Origin of the sequence: Pseudomonas sp. MWU16-30322, from assembly GCF_020515535.1 — a bacterium.
GTDB classification, from domain to species: Bacteria; Pseudomonadota; Gammaproteobacteria; order Pseudomonadales; family Pseudomonadaceae; genus Aquipseudomonas; species Aquipseudomonas fluorescens_H.
This window is the reverse complement of record NZ_JAIWYL010000012.1, coordinates 130533-148400: the sequence shown is the minus strand read 5'-3', so window position 1 is coordinate 148400 and position 17868 is coordinate 130533. Positions and strand designations below refer to the sequence as shown.

General features: G+C 57.2%; 22 protein-coding genes and 1 tRNA gene. 10 read left to right on the top strand and 13 right to left on the bottom strand.

All coding sequences use genetic code 11. The features are described 5' to 3' along the window. Positions 1-53 precede the first annotated feature (53 nt). Positions 54-335: a hypothetical protein gene (locus tag LCH64_RS23850; RefSeq protein ID WP_226501462.1), complete on the top strand. Its 282-nt coding sequence runs from the start codon at positions 54-56 to the stop codon at positions 333-335. Between the two features lie 24 nt (positions 336-359). Here the strand turns inward: LCH64_RS23850 and LCH64_RS23845 are convergent, their stop codons facing one another. The 3 genes from LCH64_RS23845 to LCH64_RS23835 form a co-directional block, all read right to left on the bottom strand. After that, positions 360-803 (bottom strand): hypothetical protein, encoded by a 444-nt coding sequence (locus LCH64_RS23845; RefSeq protein ID WP_226501461.1) that lies wholly within the window; start codon positions 801-803, stop codon positions 360-362. A gap of 85 nt (positions 804-888) precedes the next feature. Beyond that, complete coding sequence (locus LCH64_RS23840) at positions 889-1227, bottom strand: DUF4406 domain-containing protein (RefSeq protein ID WP_226501460.1); 339 nt, start codon at positions 1225-1227, stop codon at positions 889-891. A 46-nt stretch (positions 1228-1273) separates the two neighbouring features. Continuing rightward, the gene (locus LCH64_RS23835) at positions 1274-1447 is read right to left on the bottom strand and encodes a hypothetical protein (RefSeq protein WP_226501459.1); all 174 of its coding nucleotides are present in this window, start codon (positions 1445-1447) and stop codon (positions 1274-1276) included. Between the two features lie 711 nt (positions 1448-2158). On the opposite strand from LCH64_RS23835, the gene LCH64_RS23830 reads away from it, so the two are divergent. Then, positions 2159-3013 carry a hypothetical protein gene (locus tag LCH64_RS23830; RefSeq protein WP_226501458.1) on the top strand — a complete coding sequence of 285 codons (855 nt, stop codon included), beginning with the start codon at positions 2159-2161 and terminating at the stop codon, positions 3011-3013. A 130-nt stretch (positions 3014-3143) separates the two neighbouring features. Here LCH64_RS23830 and LCH64_RS23825 read toward each other — a convergent pair whose 3' ends face one another. From LCH64_RS23825 to LCH64_RS23815, 3 genes are all read right to left on the bottom strand, one after another. After that, positions 3144-3350, bottom strand: coding sequence for a hypothetical protein (locus LCH64_RS23825; protein ID WP_226501457.1), 207 nt, complete (start codon positions 3348-3350; stop codon positions 3144-3146). 549 nt (positions 3351-3899) lie between these two features. Continuing rightward, positions 3900-4169: a hypothetical protein gene (locus LCH64_RS23820; protein WP_103483306.1), complete on the bottom strand. Its 270-nt coding sequence runs from the start codon at positions 4167-4169 to the stop codon at positions 3900-3902. Positions 4170-4687: 518 nt separating this feature from the next. Then, positions 4688-5605: a LysR family transcriptional regulator gene (locus LCH64_RS23815; protein ID WP_226501456.1), complete on the bottom strand. Its 918-nt coding sequence runs from the start codon at positions 5603-5605 to the stop codon at positions 4688-4690. 143 nt (positions 5606-5748) lie between these two features. On the opposite strand from LCH64_RS23815, the gene LCH64_RS23810 reads away from it, so the two are divergent. The 6 genes from LCH64_RS23810 to LCH64_RS23785 all read left to right on the top strand — a co-directional run bounded on the left by LCH64_RS23810 (position 5749) and on the right by LCH64_RS23785 (position 11505). Further along, positions 5749-6507 carry a 5-oxoprolinase subunit PxpA gene (locus LCH64_RS23810; protein ID WP_226501455.1) on the top strand — a complete coding sequence of 253 codons (759 nt, stop codon included), beginning with the start codon at positions 5749-5751 and terminating at the stop codon, positions 6505-6507. 94 nt (positions 6508-6601) lie between these two features. Continuing rightward, positions 6602-6847 carry an acetyl-CoA carboxylase gene (locus tag LCH64_RS23805; protein WP_095191478.1) on the top strand — a complete coding sequence of 82 codons (246 nt, stop codon included), beginning with the start codon at positions 6602-6604 and terminating at the stop codon, positions 6845-6847. A gap of 10 nt (positions 6848-6857) precedes the next feature. Beyond that, positions 6858-8231 carry an acetyl-CoA carboxylase biotin carboxylase subunit gene (locus LCH64_RS23800; protein ID WP_226501454.1) on the top strand — a complete coding sequence of 458 codons (1374 nt, stop codon included), beginning with the start codon at positions 6858-6860 and terminating at the stop codon, positions 8229-8231. Beyond that, entirely contained in the window at positions 8228-9100 is an 873-nt protein-coding gene (locus LCH64_RS23795; RefSeq protein ID WP_226501453.1) for an allophanate hydrolase subunit 1, read from the top strand. The genes LCH64_RS23800 and LCH64_RS23795 overlap by 4 nt, the downstream gene beginning before the upstream one ends. Beyond that, positions 9097-10071: a biotin-dependent carboxyltransferase family protein gene (locus LCH64_RS23790; protein WP_226501452.1), complete on the top strand. Its 975-nt coding sequence runs from the start codon at positions 9097-9099 to the stop codon at positions 10069-10071. Before LCH64_RS23795 ends, LCH64_RS23790 begins: the two co-directional genes overlap by 4 nt. Positions 10072-10182: 111 nt before the next feature. Then, positions 10183-11505 (top strand): allantoin permease, encoded by a 1323-nt coding sequence (locus tag LCH64_RS23785; RefSeq protein WP_226501451.1) that lies wholly within the window; start codon positions 10183-10185, stop codon positions 11503-11505. Between the two features lie 158 nt (positions 11506-11663). On the opposite strand, the gene LCH64_RS23780 is transcribed toward LCH64_RS23785, so the two are convergent. The 6 genes from LCH64_RS23780 to LCH64_RS23755 all read right to left on the bottom strand — a co-directional run bounded on the left by LCH64_RS23780 (position 11664) and on the right by LCH64_RS23755 (position 14860). Then, a tRNA-Ser gene (locus tag LCH64_RS23780) sits at positions 11664-11753 on the bottom strand. 94 nt (positions 11754-11847) lie between these two features. Continuing rightward, positions 11848-12897 carry a tyrosine-type recombinase/integrase gene (locus LCH64_RS23775; protein WP_226501450.1) on the bottom strand — a complete coding sequence of 350 codons (1050 nt, stop codon included), beginning with the start codon at positions 12895-12897 and terminating at the stop codon, positions 11848-11850. A gap of 1 nt (position 12898) precedes the next feature. Beyond that, positions 12899-13141 (bottom strand): DUF4224 domain-containing protein, encoded by a 243-nt coding sequence (locus LCH64_RS23770; RefSeq protein WP_095135434.1) that lies wholly within the window; start codon positions 13139-13141, stop codon positions 12899-12901. Between the two features lie 44 nt (positions 13142-13185). Next, positions 13186-13680: a hypothetical protein gene (locus LCH64_RS23765; protein WP_226501449.1), complete on the bottom strand. Its 495-nt coding sequence runs from the start codon at positions 13678-13680 to the stop codon at positions 13186-13188. Between the two features lie 51 nt (positions 13681-13731). Further along, entirely contained in the window at positions 13732-14496 is a 765-nt protein-coding gene (locus LCH64_RS23760) for a hypothetical protein (RefSeq protein ID WP_204895606.1), read from the bottom strand. Positions 14497-14545: 49 nt separating this feature from the next. After that, positions 14546-14860 (bottom strand): hypothetical protein, encoded by a 315-nt coding sequence (locus tag LCH64_RS23755; protein ID WP_226501448.1) that lies wholly within the window; start codon positions 14858-14860, stop codon positions 14546-14548. A gap of 105 nt (positions 14861-14965) precedes the next feature. Between LCH64_RS23755 and LCH64_RS23750 the strand changes: the two genes are divergently transcribed. Continuing rightward, complete coding sequence (locus LCH64_RS23750; protein WP_226501447.1) at positions 14966-15241, top strand: hypothetical protein; 276 nt, start codon at positions 14966-14968, stop codon at positions 15239-15241. On the opposite strand, the gene LCH64_RS23745 is transcribed toward LCH64_RS23750, so the two are convergent. Next, positions 15201-15875 carry a hypothetical protein gene (locus LCH64_RS23745; RefSeq protein WP_226501446.1) on the bottom strand — a complete coding sequence of 225 codons (675 nt, stop codon included), beginning with the start codon at positions 15873-15875 and terminating at the stop codon, positions 15201-15203. The genes LCH64_RS23750 and LCH64_RS23745 overlap by 41 nt on opposite strands. 471 nt (positions 15876-16346) lie before the next feature. Here LCH64_RS23745 and LCH64_RS23740 point away from each other — a divergent pair, with 471 nt between their 5' ends. Beyond that, the gene (locus LCH64_RS23740) at positions 16347-17813 is read left to right on the top strand and encodes a hypothetical protein (protein WP_226501445.1); all 1467 of its coding nucleotides are present in this window, start codon (positions 16347-16349) and stop codon (positions 17811-17813) included. Positions 17814-17868: the final 55 nt, after the last annotated feature.

Here is a 17868-nt window from a genome sequence, read left to right as displayed (position 1 = left end):
TTTTTTGAAGCTACGGCTACTATCGATATGAGTCAGTTATTGCGGTGGGCCAGATGCTCAACGAGACAGATAATGTTGGACAAACGTTCAAGCGGGCGTTTTTCCGGGTAGATGGCGTGACGATGTATTTTTTTTGGGCTGTTTGGCTCGGGCTAACTATCTGGACGTTTTTTGACCCGGCTCCTTTGAGAATGGCCGCTTGGGCTCTTTTTTTGCTCGGCCTGATGTTGAACCCTTTCATCTACGTTCTACTGGGTGTCATGCGCTCACCTGGGCTGTTGACGGCGCTTATCATCATTTTCTTCAATGTTAAATTCCTCCTGATCTTCGTCTGACTTTGAAGGGGAGGGAGTTACGGGTCACTGCGGGAGTTTGCCGACGTGGTCTTCGAGGAACTGCTCGGTGAAGGGCTGACCAGACATTTCAGTCGCTGGTGGATGTGATGCATTCCACTGGTCGAAAGCCTTCTGCGTCGTAGCCGCTTCGATCTTCTCGTCGCACTGGTTGCACGCCGCCACACCGCCCGACGCACCGACATCGCGGTGACCTTGCTTGCATGGGTTCATGTGCCAATCATCATCCTGTTCCGGCTCGGTGCTGGCTGAAAGCTGGGCATCGATATCAGCCATAAGCTCCGCAGGAAGATCGAAATCCGCTTCACCCGGATCACATTGCTGCTCGCTAACGGCCATCACACAGCGCTGCAGCAGCCCTGCCTGATCATCAATCCGCTGATCCGCTGCGTTCAGGCGCAGTTGCAGAGCGTCACGTTCATCCTGCACGGGCTTGAAGTCCGGCCACATCACTAGCTCGTCGTCTTTCGGCTCCCAGGCTGAGGAGCATCTGAACAGGTAACCGTCGCCATTCACCCAATACGGATTACTTCGTTCATCCTGCAATCTCCATCGATATCAGATCATGGGCACTCACGACCGCCATTCCGAGCTCGCGGGCAATGTGAACCTCTAGCCGGGCGCCTTTCGAATTCTCACAGCCTGGCAGCACCGCCACCTGACCGCACAAGCCCAGCCGCGTCAGGTCGTAGGCCATGTAGTCCGCCCAGTCCGCACCGTCGACGGCGCCATGCTCTGCTGGGTTCTCGACCACGTAGCCGCGGGCGCGCAGCTCGGCGGCCATCTTGTTGAAGGCGGGGAAGTTGAAGTCTTCGAAGCCAGTCATGGGGCCGGGCAGGTACAGGCGGTTGGCGCGATCGACGACGAGCGTCACTCCAGTCACTGCTGGTGCTGGCGAAAGGTCGTGCCAGGTGTCTACCTCAACTCCGCTGCCGCAGCCCAAGGTGTTTGCCGTTTGGCAGCGCCGCCGCGACGGCACCGTGGCTGTTCGTCCACACAAAATACGATTGGCCGACCGTGGCCCCCGGTACATCGCCCTTGATGTAGGCAAGCCCGATGCAGGGCATTGGGTCGGCGGTGACGATCTTCAGCATCCGGACAGTGCACGGGACACGATTACCAAACGGGTAGCTGTTGCTGCGCTTGTGTAGTGCTGGGCAGTTAATAAGGTTTCCTGTGGGCATGGGGCGTCCTATGCCGGGGCATGCCCGGGCGGTGCAGGGTGATAGTCAAAGGTCTAATCAATGGACTTAGATCAGTTCAAACTGACATGATCTTTGTCTTTTAGATGAGGCCAGCAGTCGTGGAGAGAAGAACCATAGGGATAGTTTTGGCTCTTGGGCTTACCGGCCTCGTCGGGAAGGGGATGATCGATAGTAAAAATCGACCAGACTCCGAAAGAGTCTCCGCAAATGTGACGTATAGATCGCAGAGTTCAGAACAGTCCCTTGAGCAAATGTACCCGGCGCCATGGATCAAAGCTGAAGAATTCAGCATCTCGCGTGCGCTTAGCGAAGCAGGGATCAAGGGCTGCCATAGATACCGATATCGTGTGAGCAGCGGCAGCAATACGGAATTTTTGGTTTATTGCACCAGCGGTGGCGAAGCCACTAGAGCGTTTATGGTTTGGCCTAACATACAAAAAGTGCTTGGACCATATCCTCCCGATCCCTCTCTTCCATAATCCTCGCCGGCTGGCGTGATTCGTAGAAGTGGGGTATTAAAAGGTATTGTTTTGAACAAAATGGGGTGGTTGAATGGTAGAAGGGGATTGCAAACTATGCGGCGAACATCGGGAGTTGAAGTTGAGTCATTTCATTCCAAAGTTCGTTGGTAAATGGGTGAAGGACTCTTCAGCAACAGGGTATATACGGTTAAATCAAAATATAAATAAGAGGGCGCAGGACATAGCTAAAGATTATTGGCTTTGCGAGTCGTGCGAGCAATTGTTCTCGGGTTGGGAACGAGAGTTTGCAAACAAAATATTTTATCCATTTGTGAAGAATGAAGCGGATAGCGCTCGCTACGGCGAATGGTTGGCAAAATTTTGCGCATCTCTTAGCTGGCGAACATTGAGTTATATACGTTCAGTTAACCCACGATCAGATGAGAGCATTGACGAGATCGAAATGGCAATTTTGCAAGGGTTGTCATCGTTTATTCTTGGGAATAGTAGCAATCTCGGCACCTATGAACAGCATCTTTATCCGTTGGACGTGATCGAAAGTGCGAGCGCTGGGGTTGGTCTGCCAGAAAATATAAATCGTTACTTCCTTAGGACTATGCACATGGATGTGCTGGTTGGGGAAGGTCAAGTTATGGTTTATACCAAACTGCCGAAATTTATTCTTCTTGGACTCGCGAATCATAGCGAATCAAAGCAGATGAGATCTAGTCGCGTTTCTCTAAAAGAGGGAAGGCTTTTTCCGCAAAGTTACTATTGGCCGAAGGGTTTTGCGCAATATATTTTCGGCAAGGCAAAGGAGATCTCTCAGTTGTATAAGGAAATCAATCCAAATCAACAAGCGGTTATTGAAAAAGCTATAGCTAAAAACCCCGAGCGAGCAGCTGCTTCCGGAACCATTGCGGCGTTTCAACACGACCTAGAAATGTTCGGTAAAGCGGCATTTTTACCAAGAGATTCAGAGGATTCAGAATAGAGCTGGTATCTATTGTGCTGACAGTAAATTGCTTCAGACTCCGACTTTGGCGAACTCTTCAAGCTGCCGCGACCACTTTTCCTTAATCACCAATTCCGGTCGCGACATGCTGGCGAAGCGCGCCGATTCATCAGCTGGCGCGCCGGCCAGATTGATGATGAACGTCGACACCGTCTCCTGCCATTCCCTCGAAGCCGTGGCGCTCGCCGAGAACCAGCAAGGCGTCATCGAGCGCTTTCGAAACAATCAGCGAACGCTTCTCGGCGCCGATCCGCTCGAGCAGCGCCTTCTCCTTGGCGCGCTTGTCCTTCTGCAATTCTGCATTGCTCTTGGCCATGGCCCACCTCTTCAATTCCGCTGGCCGGCAAGTCCAGCCAGGTCTGTCGGCGGCGCTGGTGCACACGGTTGAAGATTTTGGTGGCACTCGGATCGGTCGTGTTGACCTGATCCCAGCTCCGCGTATTCGTGGACATGAGTAATCCTTGCCGCGCGGTGCGCAGCGATTGAATGCTTGGTTTATTGAGTGATGCGATCGGCGAGGGCGGTGAGCAGCATAATGAATATGAAAACGCCGAGGGAAGAGAACGCGCCGCGCCAGGTGATCAGGCGGCGCGCCCATTGGCGACCGGTCACGGCCGAACTCTCACTGCAATTCGCTTGCCCTTCATGGAAGGCGCCAGGCGCTGCGGGAGATTGGCGACCAGATCCTCGCGCTTGCAGCCGATCACCTCGTTGAAGGAGTGGAGGCAACTCATTCGCTACGCTGGGTCGATACTTGATCGCGCGGATGGGAAATCGGAGGGCGGGACTTCTGAGATCAGGCACTCTGAGGGCTTGATCGATCTTCGGGCCTTAGACTGCGAAGACCCGAAGATTGGAGCTTTTTTTAGATCCGATGGATCTGAGTGATGTGCGGCTTGCCATTAATTGGCGCGTAGATTTCTACGATCGCTTGCCAGCCGTTTGGCGAACCCGGAAGCGTAGCTTTCGACTTGTAGCGATAGTTGGTGCCATTAACGACTTGGCTGGAAACCTCTTCGGGCGTGTAGCTCACGCCAACGAAGCCGGCCAGTGCTTCTTTGAAGACTTCCTGATCCTTGGGAGTCAGTTTGTGGTAAGGGGTCCATCCACCAACAAGATGTTCTTGAGCTGTCATGAATTAAATCTCCCTATTTAAATTCCTACTCGTTTGGCTTTTCGGAGTACGCCCCGTTTATTCAATGGTTTCCGGAATCCATTTCCTGAATAGTTTTCCGTGCATCCCTGACTGCATTGAGATGATTGTCCAGGAAAACACCGATACGAGCTTACTGCCGGTGCCGGGGAGTGTAGGTGAAGAGGGGGGGAGGTCAAGGCGATTGCAGCGAAGAGGTCAGGGCGGCGTCTTGTAAAAAAGGCAATCGGAGCTGGCATATGTCGAATTGGTATTAGCGCTAACCGCGAGCGTCTATCAGGAAAGCCTTTCCTCCCAAAAGGAAGGGTTAGCGCATGACAGACAACTATCAAAACTGAATTGTCCCAGCTTTTGCAGACACTTTATGACCTCTTTTGGCAGATAACGGTCGTTCGTGAAGGCCCGGGAACGGTCAAAATCTTTGCGTCACAACAGACGGAAATGACTCAAAAAGCTCATCCTGGAAAACAACAAAAAGAGAGAGGGACTTTTGGCTTTTTTCAGCGTCTCGCAGACAGCTGTTGCGGCGCCAGAAATGCATCGTGGAAATAATTGCGAAACGCGTGCATCGCCGGGCTGAACTCCTGTTCACGGTGCCACGCCAGGCCGACGCTCATTGGAGTGACCTTGTCGGTGATGGTCAGGGTTTCGATGCGTTTTCCTTCCAGCGACCAGGGGCGGTGCACCAAGTCCGAAAGGATCGCCACGCCGCTGCCATTGGCGACCATGCTGCGCACCGCTTCCACCGAACTGGTGCGCACTCGCACGTTCGGCTGCTGGCGCGCGTTTTCCCAATAGCGCATGGCACTTTGTTCGGCCTCGTCGACGGTCAGCAGAATGAACGGCTCCTTCGCCACATCGGCAAGGCTGACCGCCGAACGTTCGCACAACGGGTGGTGGCTCGGCAGCCATAACCGGCGCTCGGAGTTGAAGAGTGTCTCGGAGACGATGTCCGGATGAGTGAGGTTGGCGGTGAGCACCACGGCCATGTCGAACCGGCCTTCGAGCAGGCCTTGTTCAATGGCTTGCCGTTCCTGTTCGTGGACTTCGATGATCACGTCGGGATGCCAGTGCTCCAGTCGCTGCAAATGGTGCGGCAGGAAGTAGCCGAACACGGTGTAGCTCGCCGCGAGGCGCAGCACGCCGCTCGCGCGGATGTCCGGCAACGGACTGTTCAGCGCGTCATCGACACTGCGCAAAATCACATAGGCCCGATTCAGAAAGTGCCGCCCGGCATCGGTCAGGCTCATGCCTTGCGCCGAGCGCTGGAAGAGCAGGGTGCCGAGTATACCTTCCAGTTCCTTGATCGCCGTGGTCACCGCCGATTGGGAAATGTTCAGATGAATTGCGGCCTGGGAAATTTGCCCGATCTCGGCGGTGGCGACGAAATAGCGCACTTGGCGCAAGGTCAGTGACATGAACACTCCGGTCGACGCGGTCGTCGTTTTCTTCAGGCTATCTGTTTTTCAGAAGATGGCCTATCTGTTAATAGATCTTCCCAAGGGGTGATCTGGAATTTACTTTGGCCTGCATGAAGTCACAAGCGTCAGGAGCAAGCGTCATGCAAGCAGTAGATTTCAACTCGGACATGGGCGAAGGCTTCGGCCCATGGACCATCGGCGATGGCGTCGACAACGAACTGATGGGTTTCATCAGCTCGGCAAACGTCGCCACCGGTTTTCATGCCGGCGATCCCGGCACCATGCGCCGCACCGTCGAACAGGCCAAGCGTCTGGGCGTGGCGGTCGGCGCGCATCCGGGGTTTCGTGATCTGGTCGGTTTCGGCCGTCGGCACATCAACGCTCCGGCCCAGGAACTGGTCGACGACATGCTTTACCAGTTGGGCGCCCTGCGTGAATTGGCTCGGGTTCAGGGCGTGGCGCTGCAACACATCAAACCCCACGGTGCGCTCTATATGCACCTGGCCCGGGACGAGGAGGCCGCGCGTCTGCTGGTGGAAAACCTGCAGCGTCTGGAACCGGAACTGCTGCTGTATTGCATGCCCGATTCGGTGATCTGGCGAGTCGCCACAGAACTCGGCCAACCGGTGATCCGCGAGTTCTACGCCGACCGCGAATACGACCTCAGCGGCTCCATCGTCTTCACCCGCAACGTGCGCGCCTACGACCCGGAGCAGGTCGCTACGCGGGTATTGCGTGCCTGTCAGCAAGGCGTGGTGCGCACGGTCGAGGGTGAAGACCTGCCGATCGAGTTCGATTCGATCTGTTTGCACAGCGACACCCCGGGTGCGCTGGCGCTGGTCGAGGCCACACGCCAAGCACTCGATAACGCCAGGATCAAGGTGCGCGCACCACGCTGAATTCTTGAGAAAACACCTGGCACACAGACGCCAGGGTTTGCCCAACGCTGCATTTTTTGCCTGCCTTTCTACAACTATTCCAAAAGGAACAGACATGGCCGAACACACTGTAATCACCCCGTTGCCAGGGACCTTCTATCGCAAAGCCACTCCGGACTCGGCGAACTACGTCGAGGTGGGCGCGCAGGTCAGCGCCGACACGGTGATTGGCCTGATCGAGGTCATGAAGCAGTTTTCCGAACTGACCGCCGGGACGGCCGGTCGCCTCAGCGCATTCCTGGTAGAAGACGGTGATCCGGTGGAGCCGGGTCAAGTCATCGCAACACTCGACGACGAGTGAGGACGCGATCATGACCCAAGGTATTCATAAATTACTGATCGCCAACCGTGGCGAGATCGCGGTGCGGATTATTCGCGCCGCCAAGGAATTGGGGATTCCCACTGTTGCCGCGTGCAGCGAGGCGGACGTCGATTCCCAGGCAGCGCGCATGGCCGATGAGGTTTACATCCTTGGCCCGGCCCGCGCCGATAAAAGTTACCTGAATGTCGAAGCATTGCTTGGCGCCTTGAAGGCCACGGGTGCCGATGCGGTTCACCCGGGTTACGGCTTTCTTTCGGAGAACGCGGATTTTGCCGAAGCTGTTGTGGCGACCGGGGCGATTTTTGTCGGGCCGAGCGCAGAGACGATCCGCCGAATGGGCGATAAAGCCGAAGCCCGACGCACCGCGCAAGCGGCGGGGGTGCCGGTGGTGCCGGGTTCACCGGGTGAACTGTTCGACGTCGAATCGGCACTCAAGGCTGCCGAAACCGTTGGTTTCCCGCTGTTGATCAAGGCCTCGGCCGGTGGCGGCGGGCGTGGTATTCGTCTGGCGGAAAACGTCGAGCAACTGCGCGAAGAGTTTCCCCGTTCCCAGCGCGAAGCCCAGGCCGCGTTCGGCAATGGTGCGGTGTATCTGGAACGGTTTATCGGCAGAGCGCGGCACATTGAAGTGCAGGTGCTGGGCGACGGTCAGCACGCTGTGCATCTGTTTGAACGCGAGTGCTCACTGCAGCGTCGCCGGCAGAAAATCTTCGAAGAAGCGCCGTCGCCGGTTCTCAGTCAGCAGCAACGCGAAACTCTTTGTGCCAGCGCCGTGCGCCTGACCGAAGCCCTGGGCTACAAAGGCGCCGGCACTCTTGAGTATCTGTATGACGACGCCTCCGGCGAATTCTTCTTTATCGAGATGAATACGCGGATCCAGGTCGAGCATCCGGTCAGCGAACTGATCACTGGCATCGATCTGGTTCAAGCCATGTTGCGCATTGCCGGCGGCGAGCCGCTGGGCTTCAAACAGAGTGACATTCAACTCAACGGTGCCGCGCTGCAGATGCGCCTGAACGCCGAAGACCCGGAGCGGGATTTCTTCCCCAGTCCCGGGCTGGTTGAGGAACTGATCTGGCCGCAGGGCGAAGGCATTCGCGTCGACACTCATCTGTATCAAGGCTACCGCGTGCCGCCTTACTATGACTCGCTGCTGGCCAAGCTGATCGTGCACGGTGCTGATCGCGCCGAAGCCTTAAGCCGGGCGAGGGCGGCGGTAGAGCAAACCACATTGTCCGGCATGGCCAGCACCTTGGCGTTGCACGGCGAATTGCTGGAACAACCGTGGCTGCACAGCGCCGACTTCCACACCGGCACCCTGGAAACCTGGCTGACTGCGCGCCGCAGTGGAGGTGAAGCATGAGCACGCCGATCCGTTACAGCTTCGGCGCCGACGAGCATCTGTTTGCCGAAGTCAGCGACAGCATGTCCCTCGATGCGTTCTTCAAGGGCCTGGCCGTCACCCGTGCGGTGGAACGGCTGGCGCTGGATGGCGTGCTGGATGTGTGTCTGGCCAATGCTTCGTTTCAGATCCGCTTTGACCCCGATCGTATTGCCCCGCACACCTTGCTGGAAGCGGTGAAGGGGGCTGAAGCCGAGGCGGTTGCCGAGCGCACTCTTCATACGCGGATCATCGAGATTCCGGTGCTGTACAACGACCCGTGGACCCACGAAACCCTGATGCGTTTTCGCGACCGCCATCAGGACCCCAGCGCCACCGACCTGGAATACGCCGCGCGCATTAACGGTCTGGCGGACGTCGATGCGTTCATCGCCGCTCACAGCGGTGCACCGTGGTTTGTCTCGATGGTCGGCTTCGTCGCCGGGCTGCCGTTCATGTTTCAGATGGTTGAACGTGAGCGTCAGTTGCAGGTGCCGAAGTACCTGCGACCACGCACCGATACGCCGAAATTGACCCTCGGTCATGGCGGCTGCTTCGGTTGCATTTATTCGGTGCGCGGTGCCGGCGGTTATCAGATGTTTGGCGTCACGCCGGCACCGATCTACGACCCGCAACAGAACCTCACCTACCTCAAGGAGCACATGGTGTTTTTCCGTCCGGGCGACATCGTGCAGTTCAAGCCGATCGATCGTGAGGCCTACGACCAAGCTGTGGCCGAAGTGGACGCCGGACGCTTTGATCTGCGGATTCGCCCGGTGGAGTTTTCGCTGGACGCGTTTCTTGCCGATCCGATCGGTTATCCCAAGTCGCTGCAGGAGGTGCTGGCATGATCAAGGTACTCAAACCCGGCCTGGCGACCTCGGTACAGGATCTGGGCCGCGAGGGGTATTACCACTTGGGTATTCCGCCCTCGGGCGCGCTCGATCAATACGCGCTCAGTGCAGCCAATCAACTGGTCGGCAACCCGGCAGGTTCTGCCGCGCTGGAATGCACGTTGCTCGGCCCGGAACTTGAATTTCAGCAGGACGCCTTGGTCGCGGTCTGCGGCGCGCACATGACGCCACGGGTCGAGGGTGTGGAAATGCACCACGACACGGCCTTCGAGGTGAAAGCAGGCCAAGTGCTGCGTTTCGACTTTCCCAAGGCCGGCGCCCGGGCTTATCTGGCGGTGGCGGGGGGGATTGATGTGCCGGTGGTGCTCGGCAGTCGCTCGACCTACGCGCTCGGTGCGCTCGGCGGTTTTCAAGGGCGCCGACTGGTCGCAGGCGACGAATTGCCGGTAGGCGCTGCCAGTGGCAGGGGCCGTGCCGGGGCGAGTCTGCCCATGGCGTTGCGCCAATCGCTGGGCGGCGAAATCACCCTGCGGGTAGTGCCGGGCCTGTATTACGAGCGCCTAAGCGAATCTGCGGCGAAGAGTTTCTTCGCCGAGCCATGGACGGTCGGCTCGGAAGCAGACCGTATCGGCTATCGCTTCAAGGGCGGCAGCGCGCTGAGCTTTCAGCCCCGCGAGCAGCCGTTCGGCGCCGGTTCCGATCCGTCGAACATCGTCGACAGTTGCTACCCGATCGGCTCCATCCAGGTCCCGGCCGGGCTTGAGCCGATTGTCCTGCACCGCGATGCAGTGTCCGGTGGCGGCTACGCGATGATCGGCACGGTGATCAGCGCCGACCTCGATCTGATTGGCCAGATGCAACCCAATCAGAAGGCCCGCTTTGTCGCGGTGACCCTCGAAGAAGCGCTGGAAGCACGACGCTCCTATAAGAAAAAACTCAGCTGCCTGAGCAAGCTGTTCCCTTCCTGATTCTGCCCGCCGCATCGCGCGGGCCATGCCAAACGGTAAGCCAACGCCGCACTTCGGTGCGGTGACGGCTGCCCGCGCTTCAACCTTTGACTGGTTCTGGAGTTCACGCATATGGCTGCTTTATCGCAATCGAGTCAAACCGGGCAAGATCCGGCCCATCATCCCGTACCGAACCAGGCGCGCATGGGGCGACTGTCGCTGACCATGGCCTGGTGGGCGGTGTGCAGCGCGATGTTTTACATCGTGGTCGGCGCGTCATTGGCACTGTCGTTCGGTGCGCGCAATGCGCTGATCGGCATGGTGTTGTCGGTGATCAGCTACGGTCTGATCAATAGTGTGCTAAGCCGTTTTGCGATTCGCAGCGGCTTGTCGGTGGCGTTGTTCTCACGGCTGTTGTTCGGCAGCACTGGCGCGTGTCTGGCAACGCTGATCTTCTTTTCCACGGCAATCTACTACGCGGTATTCGAAGGCTCGGTGATCGCCGTGGCGCTCAATCACCTGTATCCGCAATTGATCTATCCGCTGGCGGCACTGGCGGTGGTGCTCTACAGCGTGCCGATGATCCTCGGCAGCGTGCAACACTGGCTCGACAAGCTCAACGGCGTGTTGCTGCCGGTGTACCTCGGCGGTCTGCTGGTGGCGGTGGGGCTGTCCATCAGCCGTTATGGCTATCAGCCGCAATGGCTGGATTTCGGCCCGGCAACCCCCAGTGCATTCGGCTGGTGGCATTGCTTCGTCGCCTACATGGGCGTCTGGGTATTGATGCTGTTCACCTTCGACTACGCACGTTTCGGCAAATCTCAAGACGCCGAGTACCACGGCCGCTGGAACTTCGGCATGCCGTTCTATGCAGTGACATTCCTGCTCAACGGCGCGGCGGGGATCTATCTGGTCAGCAGTATTCCTCATGACGGCGCGCTGAACGAAGTGTCGGTGGTGATGGCGATCCTGCAGTTGATGGGTTTGTGGGGATTGTTGTTCGTCTGGGCCACGCAAACCCGGATCAACACGGCCAACTACTATCTGGCGACGTTGAACATGCAAGCGTTCTTCGGCCGTTTGGGCGTGCGTGGTTCGTACCTGATGTGGGCGTTGGTGGTCGGTGTGATCGTCTACGGCTTGATGCTCGCGGACGTGTTCGCCTACCTCCTCAAAGCATTGGCCTATCAGGGTATTTTTGTGGTGGCCTGGGTCGGTGTGGCGCTGGCACAGATTCTTTATGGACGCAGTGATGTGGCGGCGCTGGAGCGAGTGGCGGCATTCAATCCGGTGGGACTGACGGCGTGGTTCGGGGCGACAGCGCTGGGGCTGGCGTTGATGTTTGCCGGGGATGGGCTGAGCAGTTTTTCCGCGCCGGCGACGGTGGTCGTGGCGTTTGCCCTGCAAGCAGGCTTATCCCATCGAAGCCGGTTGCAGTTAAGGCTGGCAGAGTAGCGTCTTGCAGTTACCTATCCCTTTTCAGTGATGTCGAAAGAGCAGGGTTGCGGAAATGACCGAATAGATGCGGAAACGATCCAGAAAGAGATGAGCAAGATTTCTGAATGTCAGAAACGACAAAGCCCTGAATAATCAGGGCTTTGTCGTATCAAATATGGCGGAGGCGATGGGATTCGAACTCATGGACCTGTTACAGTCGACGGTTTTCAAGACCGATATTCAAAGCCTCTAAATACGCGGCTTCCAGAGAATTTTCGTTCCAATACTTTTATTTTTCGGCACCCCTGTAGACCGCATTCTACAAGGGGCGGGTTTTGAGTTTTGTAACGAGTTTTCGAGCTATTTCGAGGGCTTGGCAATAGCACCAATGCGGCGGTAGACACGCTCTGTAATGTCACCTTTGGTGTGACCCAGTAGCAGGCTCGCATCGGCTACGTCGATGATTTCCGATGCTGCTTTCGGCCGAATGTCGCGAAACTGGAAGCTACCGATTTTCTCAGCCAGTAGCGTGTCACCCAATTCCTCAGCCTGCTTCTTGGCCTTTTCTCGGGCCTTGTCCCAGCGGTCGCGCAGCATCTTCGCGGTCATGCGCTTGCCGCGCCCACTCACGATCAAATAGCTGCAAATGTGCTGGGCATTGCGCTCAGCCATTGCTGTAATCAGCAGCCCCAAACTGTTCAACTCACTGCCGTCAGTCATCTGGATGCGCAGCTTCTTATGCGTCTTGTTCTGCTGGACGGTGAGGTATCCGCCCTGGATATCATCGTCTCTCATGACCAGCACATCTGCCGGCCGCTGACCGGTCAGATAAGCCAGGTCCATTGCGTCTTTCAGCTCTTGAGCTGCCTTCCTGTAAACCGCCTCCCAAACCACGTCGTTCGCGTAGTAATCCCTCGGTGTCTCTTTGTTTTTGCGTACGCCCTGACAAGGATTTTGCTTTGTCGTCAGGCCCCACTCCCGAGCAATGTTGAAAATGTGGGAGAGAGTGGCAATTTCCCGGTTCGCCCGTACCTTTGCTGATCGGGCATCGCGGTAACCAGCGATCGTTGCCGGCGTGATCGAGTCAATCGGTGCGCTATCGAACATCGTCCGTAGCTGCTTGATTTCCGCCAGGTTGTCCTTTTGCGTGCGCGGGGCTTTCTTCGGCACGATGTCGCGGATGTACCTATCGAAAATCCCCTTCATCGTGCGCAGGTCGAGTGGTTTTTCCTTGGCTTCCAGCTCTGCCCATTTGATTCTGGCCTGGTCCAGGTCTTTGCCCAGCGGTATCGCTTTTCCGGTGAGGTCCAGATAAAAATAGGAGATCCAGACCTTTCCGCTTTTCCGTGTTCGCGTCCACTGGTACATCCGGGGTGGCAAGTTGCGTGTGTCGGCCTTGCGGGGTCGCATATCAGTTCACTCGCGAATAATCAGGTGTCCATACCGGTGCAGCCGGCGGCGGGTTCGGATCGGCAATTGTCGGGCTGATCATGCCCAGCTTCATGCGGGCATACATCCGACCCACCAGTGGGCGCTTGCCGCGGCTTTCGACGAACACCCACTGGCGATCTATCAGCCAGCGGCGCTGGTAGGCCCGGGCCTTGTAGCCGGTGAGCTCGGCCAGCTCCTCGTCGGAGAGAATTTCAGTTTCCATTGTGTTGCTCCATGCCGCGCGTGGCGGCAGAAGGTGGTGATGGGTTATGCGCCGACCTTGGCCAGCAGTGCGTCGGCGACTGCCATCGCGGCCTGTGCGTCGTCGACGTAGGCCGGATCAAACCCGCCTGCGAGGTGAATGGTTGCCTGGCAGGCGCGGAGGTTCTCGCGGTTGAGTTTCAGCGCCGCCACCAGCTCTTCGTGCAGCCCGCGTTCCTCTCGGCCGATATCCCAGAAGCGCTGGCCCCAATGTCCGGCCGGTGGCGCGTTGTTGTTCTGCGCGCCGAACGCCAGTGCACCGACTACAGCGTCCAGCAGGTCGCGCTTGTAGGCGTTGTCGCCGTCGATGCTCAGGCCACGCCGGCGCAGGGTGGAAACCACCTCGTTCAAGTCGAGTCCTTTGTCCTGCAGAACGATGTCGAGTTCTGGTTTCTCTGGGGTGTAGATGGTCAGACAGAGCTTTGCGCCTTCAGGAAGGCTGGCGCTGATCTTCTCCAGCGCATCGCTCGCAGTTTCGTGGAAGCGATTCAGTGCGGACATACAAATTCCTCGCCCGCCGTACACCGGCAGGCTGTTGAGTTGGGGGAGGGGTTAGGCGTTGTCTGCGATGTCGGCTTCGGCCATCTCGCAAAAAAACGAGCAGGACGGGATCTTCTCGTTACGCCGCACTGGGCCTTCGCCGAGGTCGCGCAGGGAAAACCGCACGTTGGTAGTCCGGTTGCGGAAAAGGTAGGAGCCTTCGCCCAAGTCGTCTTGGATCAGGCACAGCCCCTCAAATTGCTCCGGAAAATCTTCCCGAATAGCACGGAAATAACCTTCGCCACCCTTCACGCAGCCGATGCAGTTGGCGTTGTCGTAGCCCATGCGGTACATCAGCGGCAGCTCAATACCGGCGCGCTCGATCATTGCCTTGCAGTCTTCCTTGCCCAGGCCGCGATCAATCAGCGGTGCAATAACGGGCCGATCAGGGTTGCGCTCGCGGAAGTCAGCCAGGCGATCAGCCTCTTCGGCGGTATAGCCGAACACCATTACGTCACCTGGCTGCTTCCAGGTGTCGAGCAGCCTGCGCTTGAGCAACTTGGTGCATGGCGCGCCGTACTGGTTCTTCATGTACCGCTCGCGCCGGAACACCTCCTGAGCATCAGCGCCGTACTTCTCATCCCGCAGCACAGTCACCTGGCGGCCGAACCACGCTTCGCAGTCCAGGGCGAAGCGGCGGTTGTCGGGATGCTCATTTGCCAGGAATGCATTGACGATTTGCACGTCGTGAGTGGCGCCGTATTCGGCTAGGGCCAGCTTGGTGGCCACCGCCGAGGCAGCGCCGCAACTGAACTGACAGACAATCCTGTTGTTCATCGCCACGGCCCCCTGTAGATCAGGTGGGCCATGTAGAGCGGGGCGAAGATCATGACGTCACCTCGCGGCGCGCCCATTGCACGTATGGGCCGTCGTCCGTGTCGAAAATTCCGAGCAGGAACCAGCCATCGCCGGACGGCGTTTCGGGCTCCCAACCCAGGCAATGGCACGCATCGTCATCCCAGTAGGGATGAACTCCCAAATCGGAATCCATATGCCAACCGATGACCTTCAGGGCTTGAGCATCGAGCCACGCTTTCCATGCTTCGGCGTCTTCGTCGAAGTCCGGAATGTTCGGGTGATACCAGTACCCGTCTTCATCGCGCACGACTTCGACGGGGCCAATCAACTTTTCCTCAGGCATGACTTCGTCCTTGCCGCTATAGCGGCTGACTTTGAATGGGGAGGGAGTAGAGGTTTTTGAAGCTACGGCTACTATCGATAAGAGTCAGTTATTGCGGTGGCCCAGATGCTCAACGAGACAGATAAGGTTGGAGAGACGTTCAAGCGTGCGTTCTTCCGCGTCGATGGCGTGGCGATGTACTTCTTTTGGGCCGTCTGGATGGGGTTAGCAGTCTGGCAGCTATTTGATCCAAGCAAGCCAAAAGGCGTGTCTCTCATTTTTGTTGTGGGTGGCATGATGAACCCTTTTATTTTTCTTCTGTTCGGCGTGATGCGCACACCCGCTCCCTGGACTGCGTTACTTATCGTCGGGCTGAATGTTCGCTTCCTGATATTTGGCTGACTTTGAAGGGGGGTGGGAGTAATTTTTGCGGGCGGAGTACAGATGTACTCTTATCGGGATCCAACTGATTCGGTGGCGGGTGTGTCGCGTTCCAGCGCTCGAAGGCTTCTTGCGTGGTGGCTGCTTCAATCTTCTCGTTGCACTGATTGCACGCTGCCACACCGCCCGAGGCGCCGACATCGCGGTGACCTTGCTTGCACGGGTTCATGTGCCAATCATCATCCTGTCCCGACTCGGTGCTGGCGGAAAGCTGGGCATCGATATCAGCCATAAGCTCCGCAGGAAGGTCGAACTCCGCTTCGTCCGGATCACAATGCTGCTCTCGGACGGCCATCACACAGCGCCGCAGCAACCCTGCCTGCTCATCAATCCGCTGATCCGCTGCGCTCAGGCGCTGCTGCAGGGCGTCACGCTCAGCGGTGAGTCGCGCAACTTCACTCTCAGCTGTCGCCTGCTTGATGTCGCGCCGGTATTCGTCAAAACGCCGCTGTGTCTCTTCGTCGCCACTCAAGCACCCGCAACGATATGGGTGTGCTGTGTAGTCGACATGGCACAAACGGTCAGGGTAGGGCTTTGGCTCGGCGCCGGTCGCCAGTAACGGCAGCGGCTCGACCGATTTGTTTTCTGTGGGCATGGGGCGTCCTATGCCGGGGCATGCCCGGGCGGTGGAGGGTGGTGAGGGATCAGCTACAGTTGAATGGTCATTCACAAGGAGTGCAGAAAATGGCATGTCGAATTTGCAATGAACCGGCTGAGGACATTGCTCCACTTGGCGATTATCAGGATTGGAACTGCGACGGATGTGGCCGGTATCGGATATCTGGAACTCTTCTGGCTGAGCTGGATGCAAATAAACAGAGCCTCGAGGTGGAGGCGACACGGATTTGGATTGCAACCAATCGGGCAACAGGTGACGTACCAAACCTTTCAACGTTCGCAGCAAAACAACACAACCTGATAAGGGGTTAGGCGGCGCGTGCTTGGCGCTCTTCGGAGCGTCAGGAGCCGTTGGCCGGTGCCAGCGCTGCCATTGGCGACGGGCTGAGGCTGTTGCGGTTGGTAGGTGATGTCAATATGCTCCCACCTTCAAACAAGGAGGTGAGCAGTGAGTAAATACGCGCCCTTAGCAGACTATCTGAAAGCCCAGGCGCAGGACTCTGTCCAACTGGCATTTGGTCAGATCGATGCGCTAGTCAATGGCCTGCCGCCTAGTGCACGGAATCATGACGCTTGGTGGGCGAACTCGCGTACGGAGGATAGCCACACGTGGGCTCACTTATGGATCGCTGCTGGTTGGGAATGTGAATCCGTTAACAGGGCAAATGAAACCGCAGTTTTTCACCGAACCTCAAATCGCTCGGCAAAGCCCATGCGGCGCTACTGGTGGGTTAATCATAAGCAAACTCATCTAGATGAGTACGCTGGCGGATATATTTGGTCTCCAAAAGAAAAGCGTAATGGTGCGGCCAACCAGACGTATCTGAATCTCACTCTCGTGAGTCCCGGTGATGTAGTAATTTCGTATGCGGATGGGCTAATAAAGGCAGTAGGCGTTGCGTCGGATGCACACCGCGAAGAGCCTATCCCCGACAGTCATTGGCAGGCCGCTGAATACTGGCAAGCTCTTGGCTGGATGGTGCCTATCAAGTGGGCCAGGCTGGATCATCCAATTTCTCCAAAATTACACTTAGATGCTTTGGCGGACCTTCTGCCAGAGAAGCATTCCCCATTACAGAAAAATGGCGATGGAAATCAGGGGTGTTACCTCGCAAGTATTTCTCCGGCGTTAGGTGGAGTGATACTGGGTCTGGTAGCGGATCGCGATTTAAAAGCGTTGACAACAATTCGGGTTACACCTCCGTCACAAGTGGATGTGCCAGGGCAGGAGCACCGCCGTTTACCAGCAGAGCAATTACGCAGTGTAACCCCTGACTATATTTGGGAGGCGGTGCAAAGTCTGCTTCAGGGCGCGAACTCGGAGGAGTTTGGGCCGTCGATTGATTATGATTTGTTGGTTGATGAAGGGAAACGACTCGCACCGAAGCAGGTGTTTGGACTTGCTGCAACGGCCGCTCTAGGGTTCACTCTCAAGCCTCGCCACTTCACCGCGGGCAAGGGAACTGTTTGCTTCGAGCTGCTGGAAGCAGCGGGTTACAAAATCGTCCCGAAAGGCGAGCAAGTCGAGACGCTCGAAATACCAATAGACACTGAGGATAGGGAGTGGGCCGAGGGCCAAGTCAAGCTGGTGTACCACCTGAAACGTGAACGCTCACCGGGTCTTTCTAAAGCTAAGAAAGCTTCATTTATCAAGAAGCATGGCCGGCTATTCTGCGAGGAGTGTGGAACAGATCCTGTCGAAGCGTATGGCGATTTTGGGGTGGCTTGTATTGAAGTTCATCATGAAGCGATACAGGTCGCAGATATGGGCGAGCGGCACAAGACGACCCTTGATCAATTGCGATGCCTGTGCGCCAACTGTCATCGTGTTCTGCATCGCAAATTAAAGGCTCAAGTTGGTCACCCTATACCGGCTAACGCTGTGCCCGACGTTATGTCTACACCGCTTGGTTGATAGTCGGCTTCAGCTATCTCGCAAAAGAAAGAGCAAGCTGGTAACGCCTCGTTTC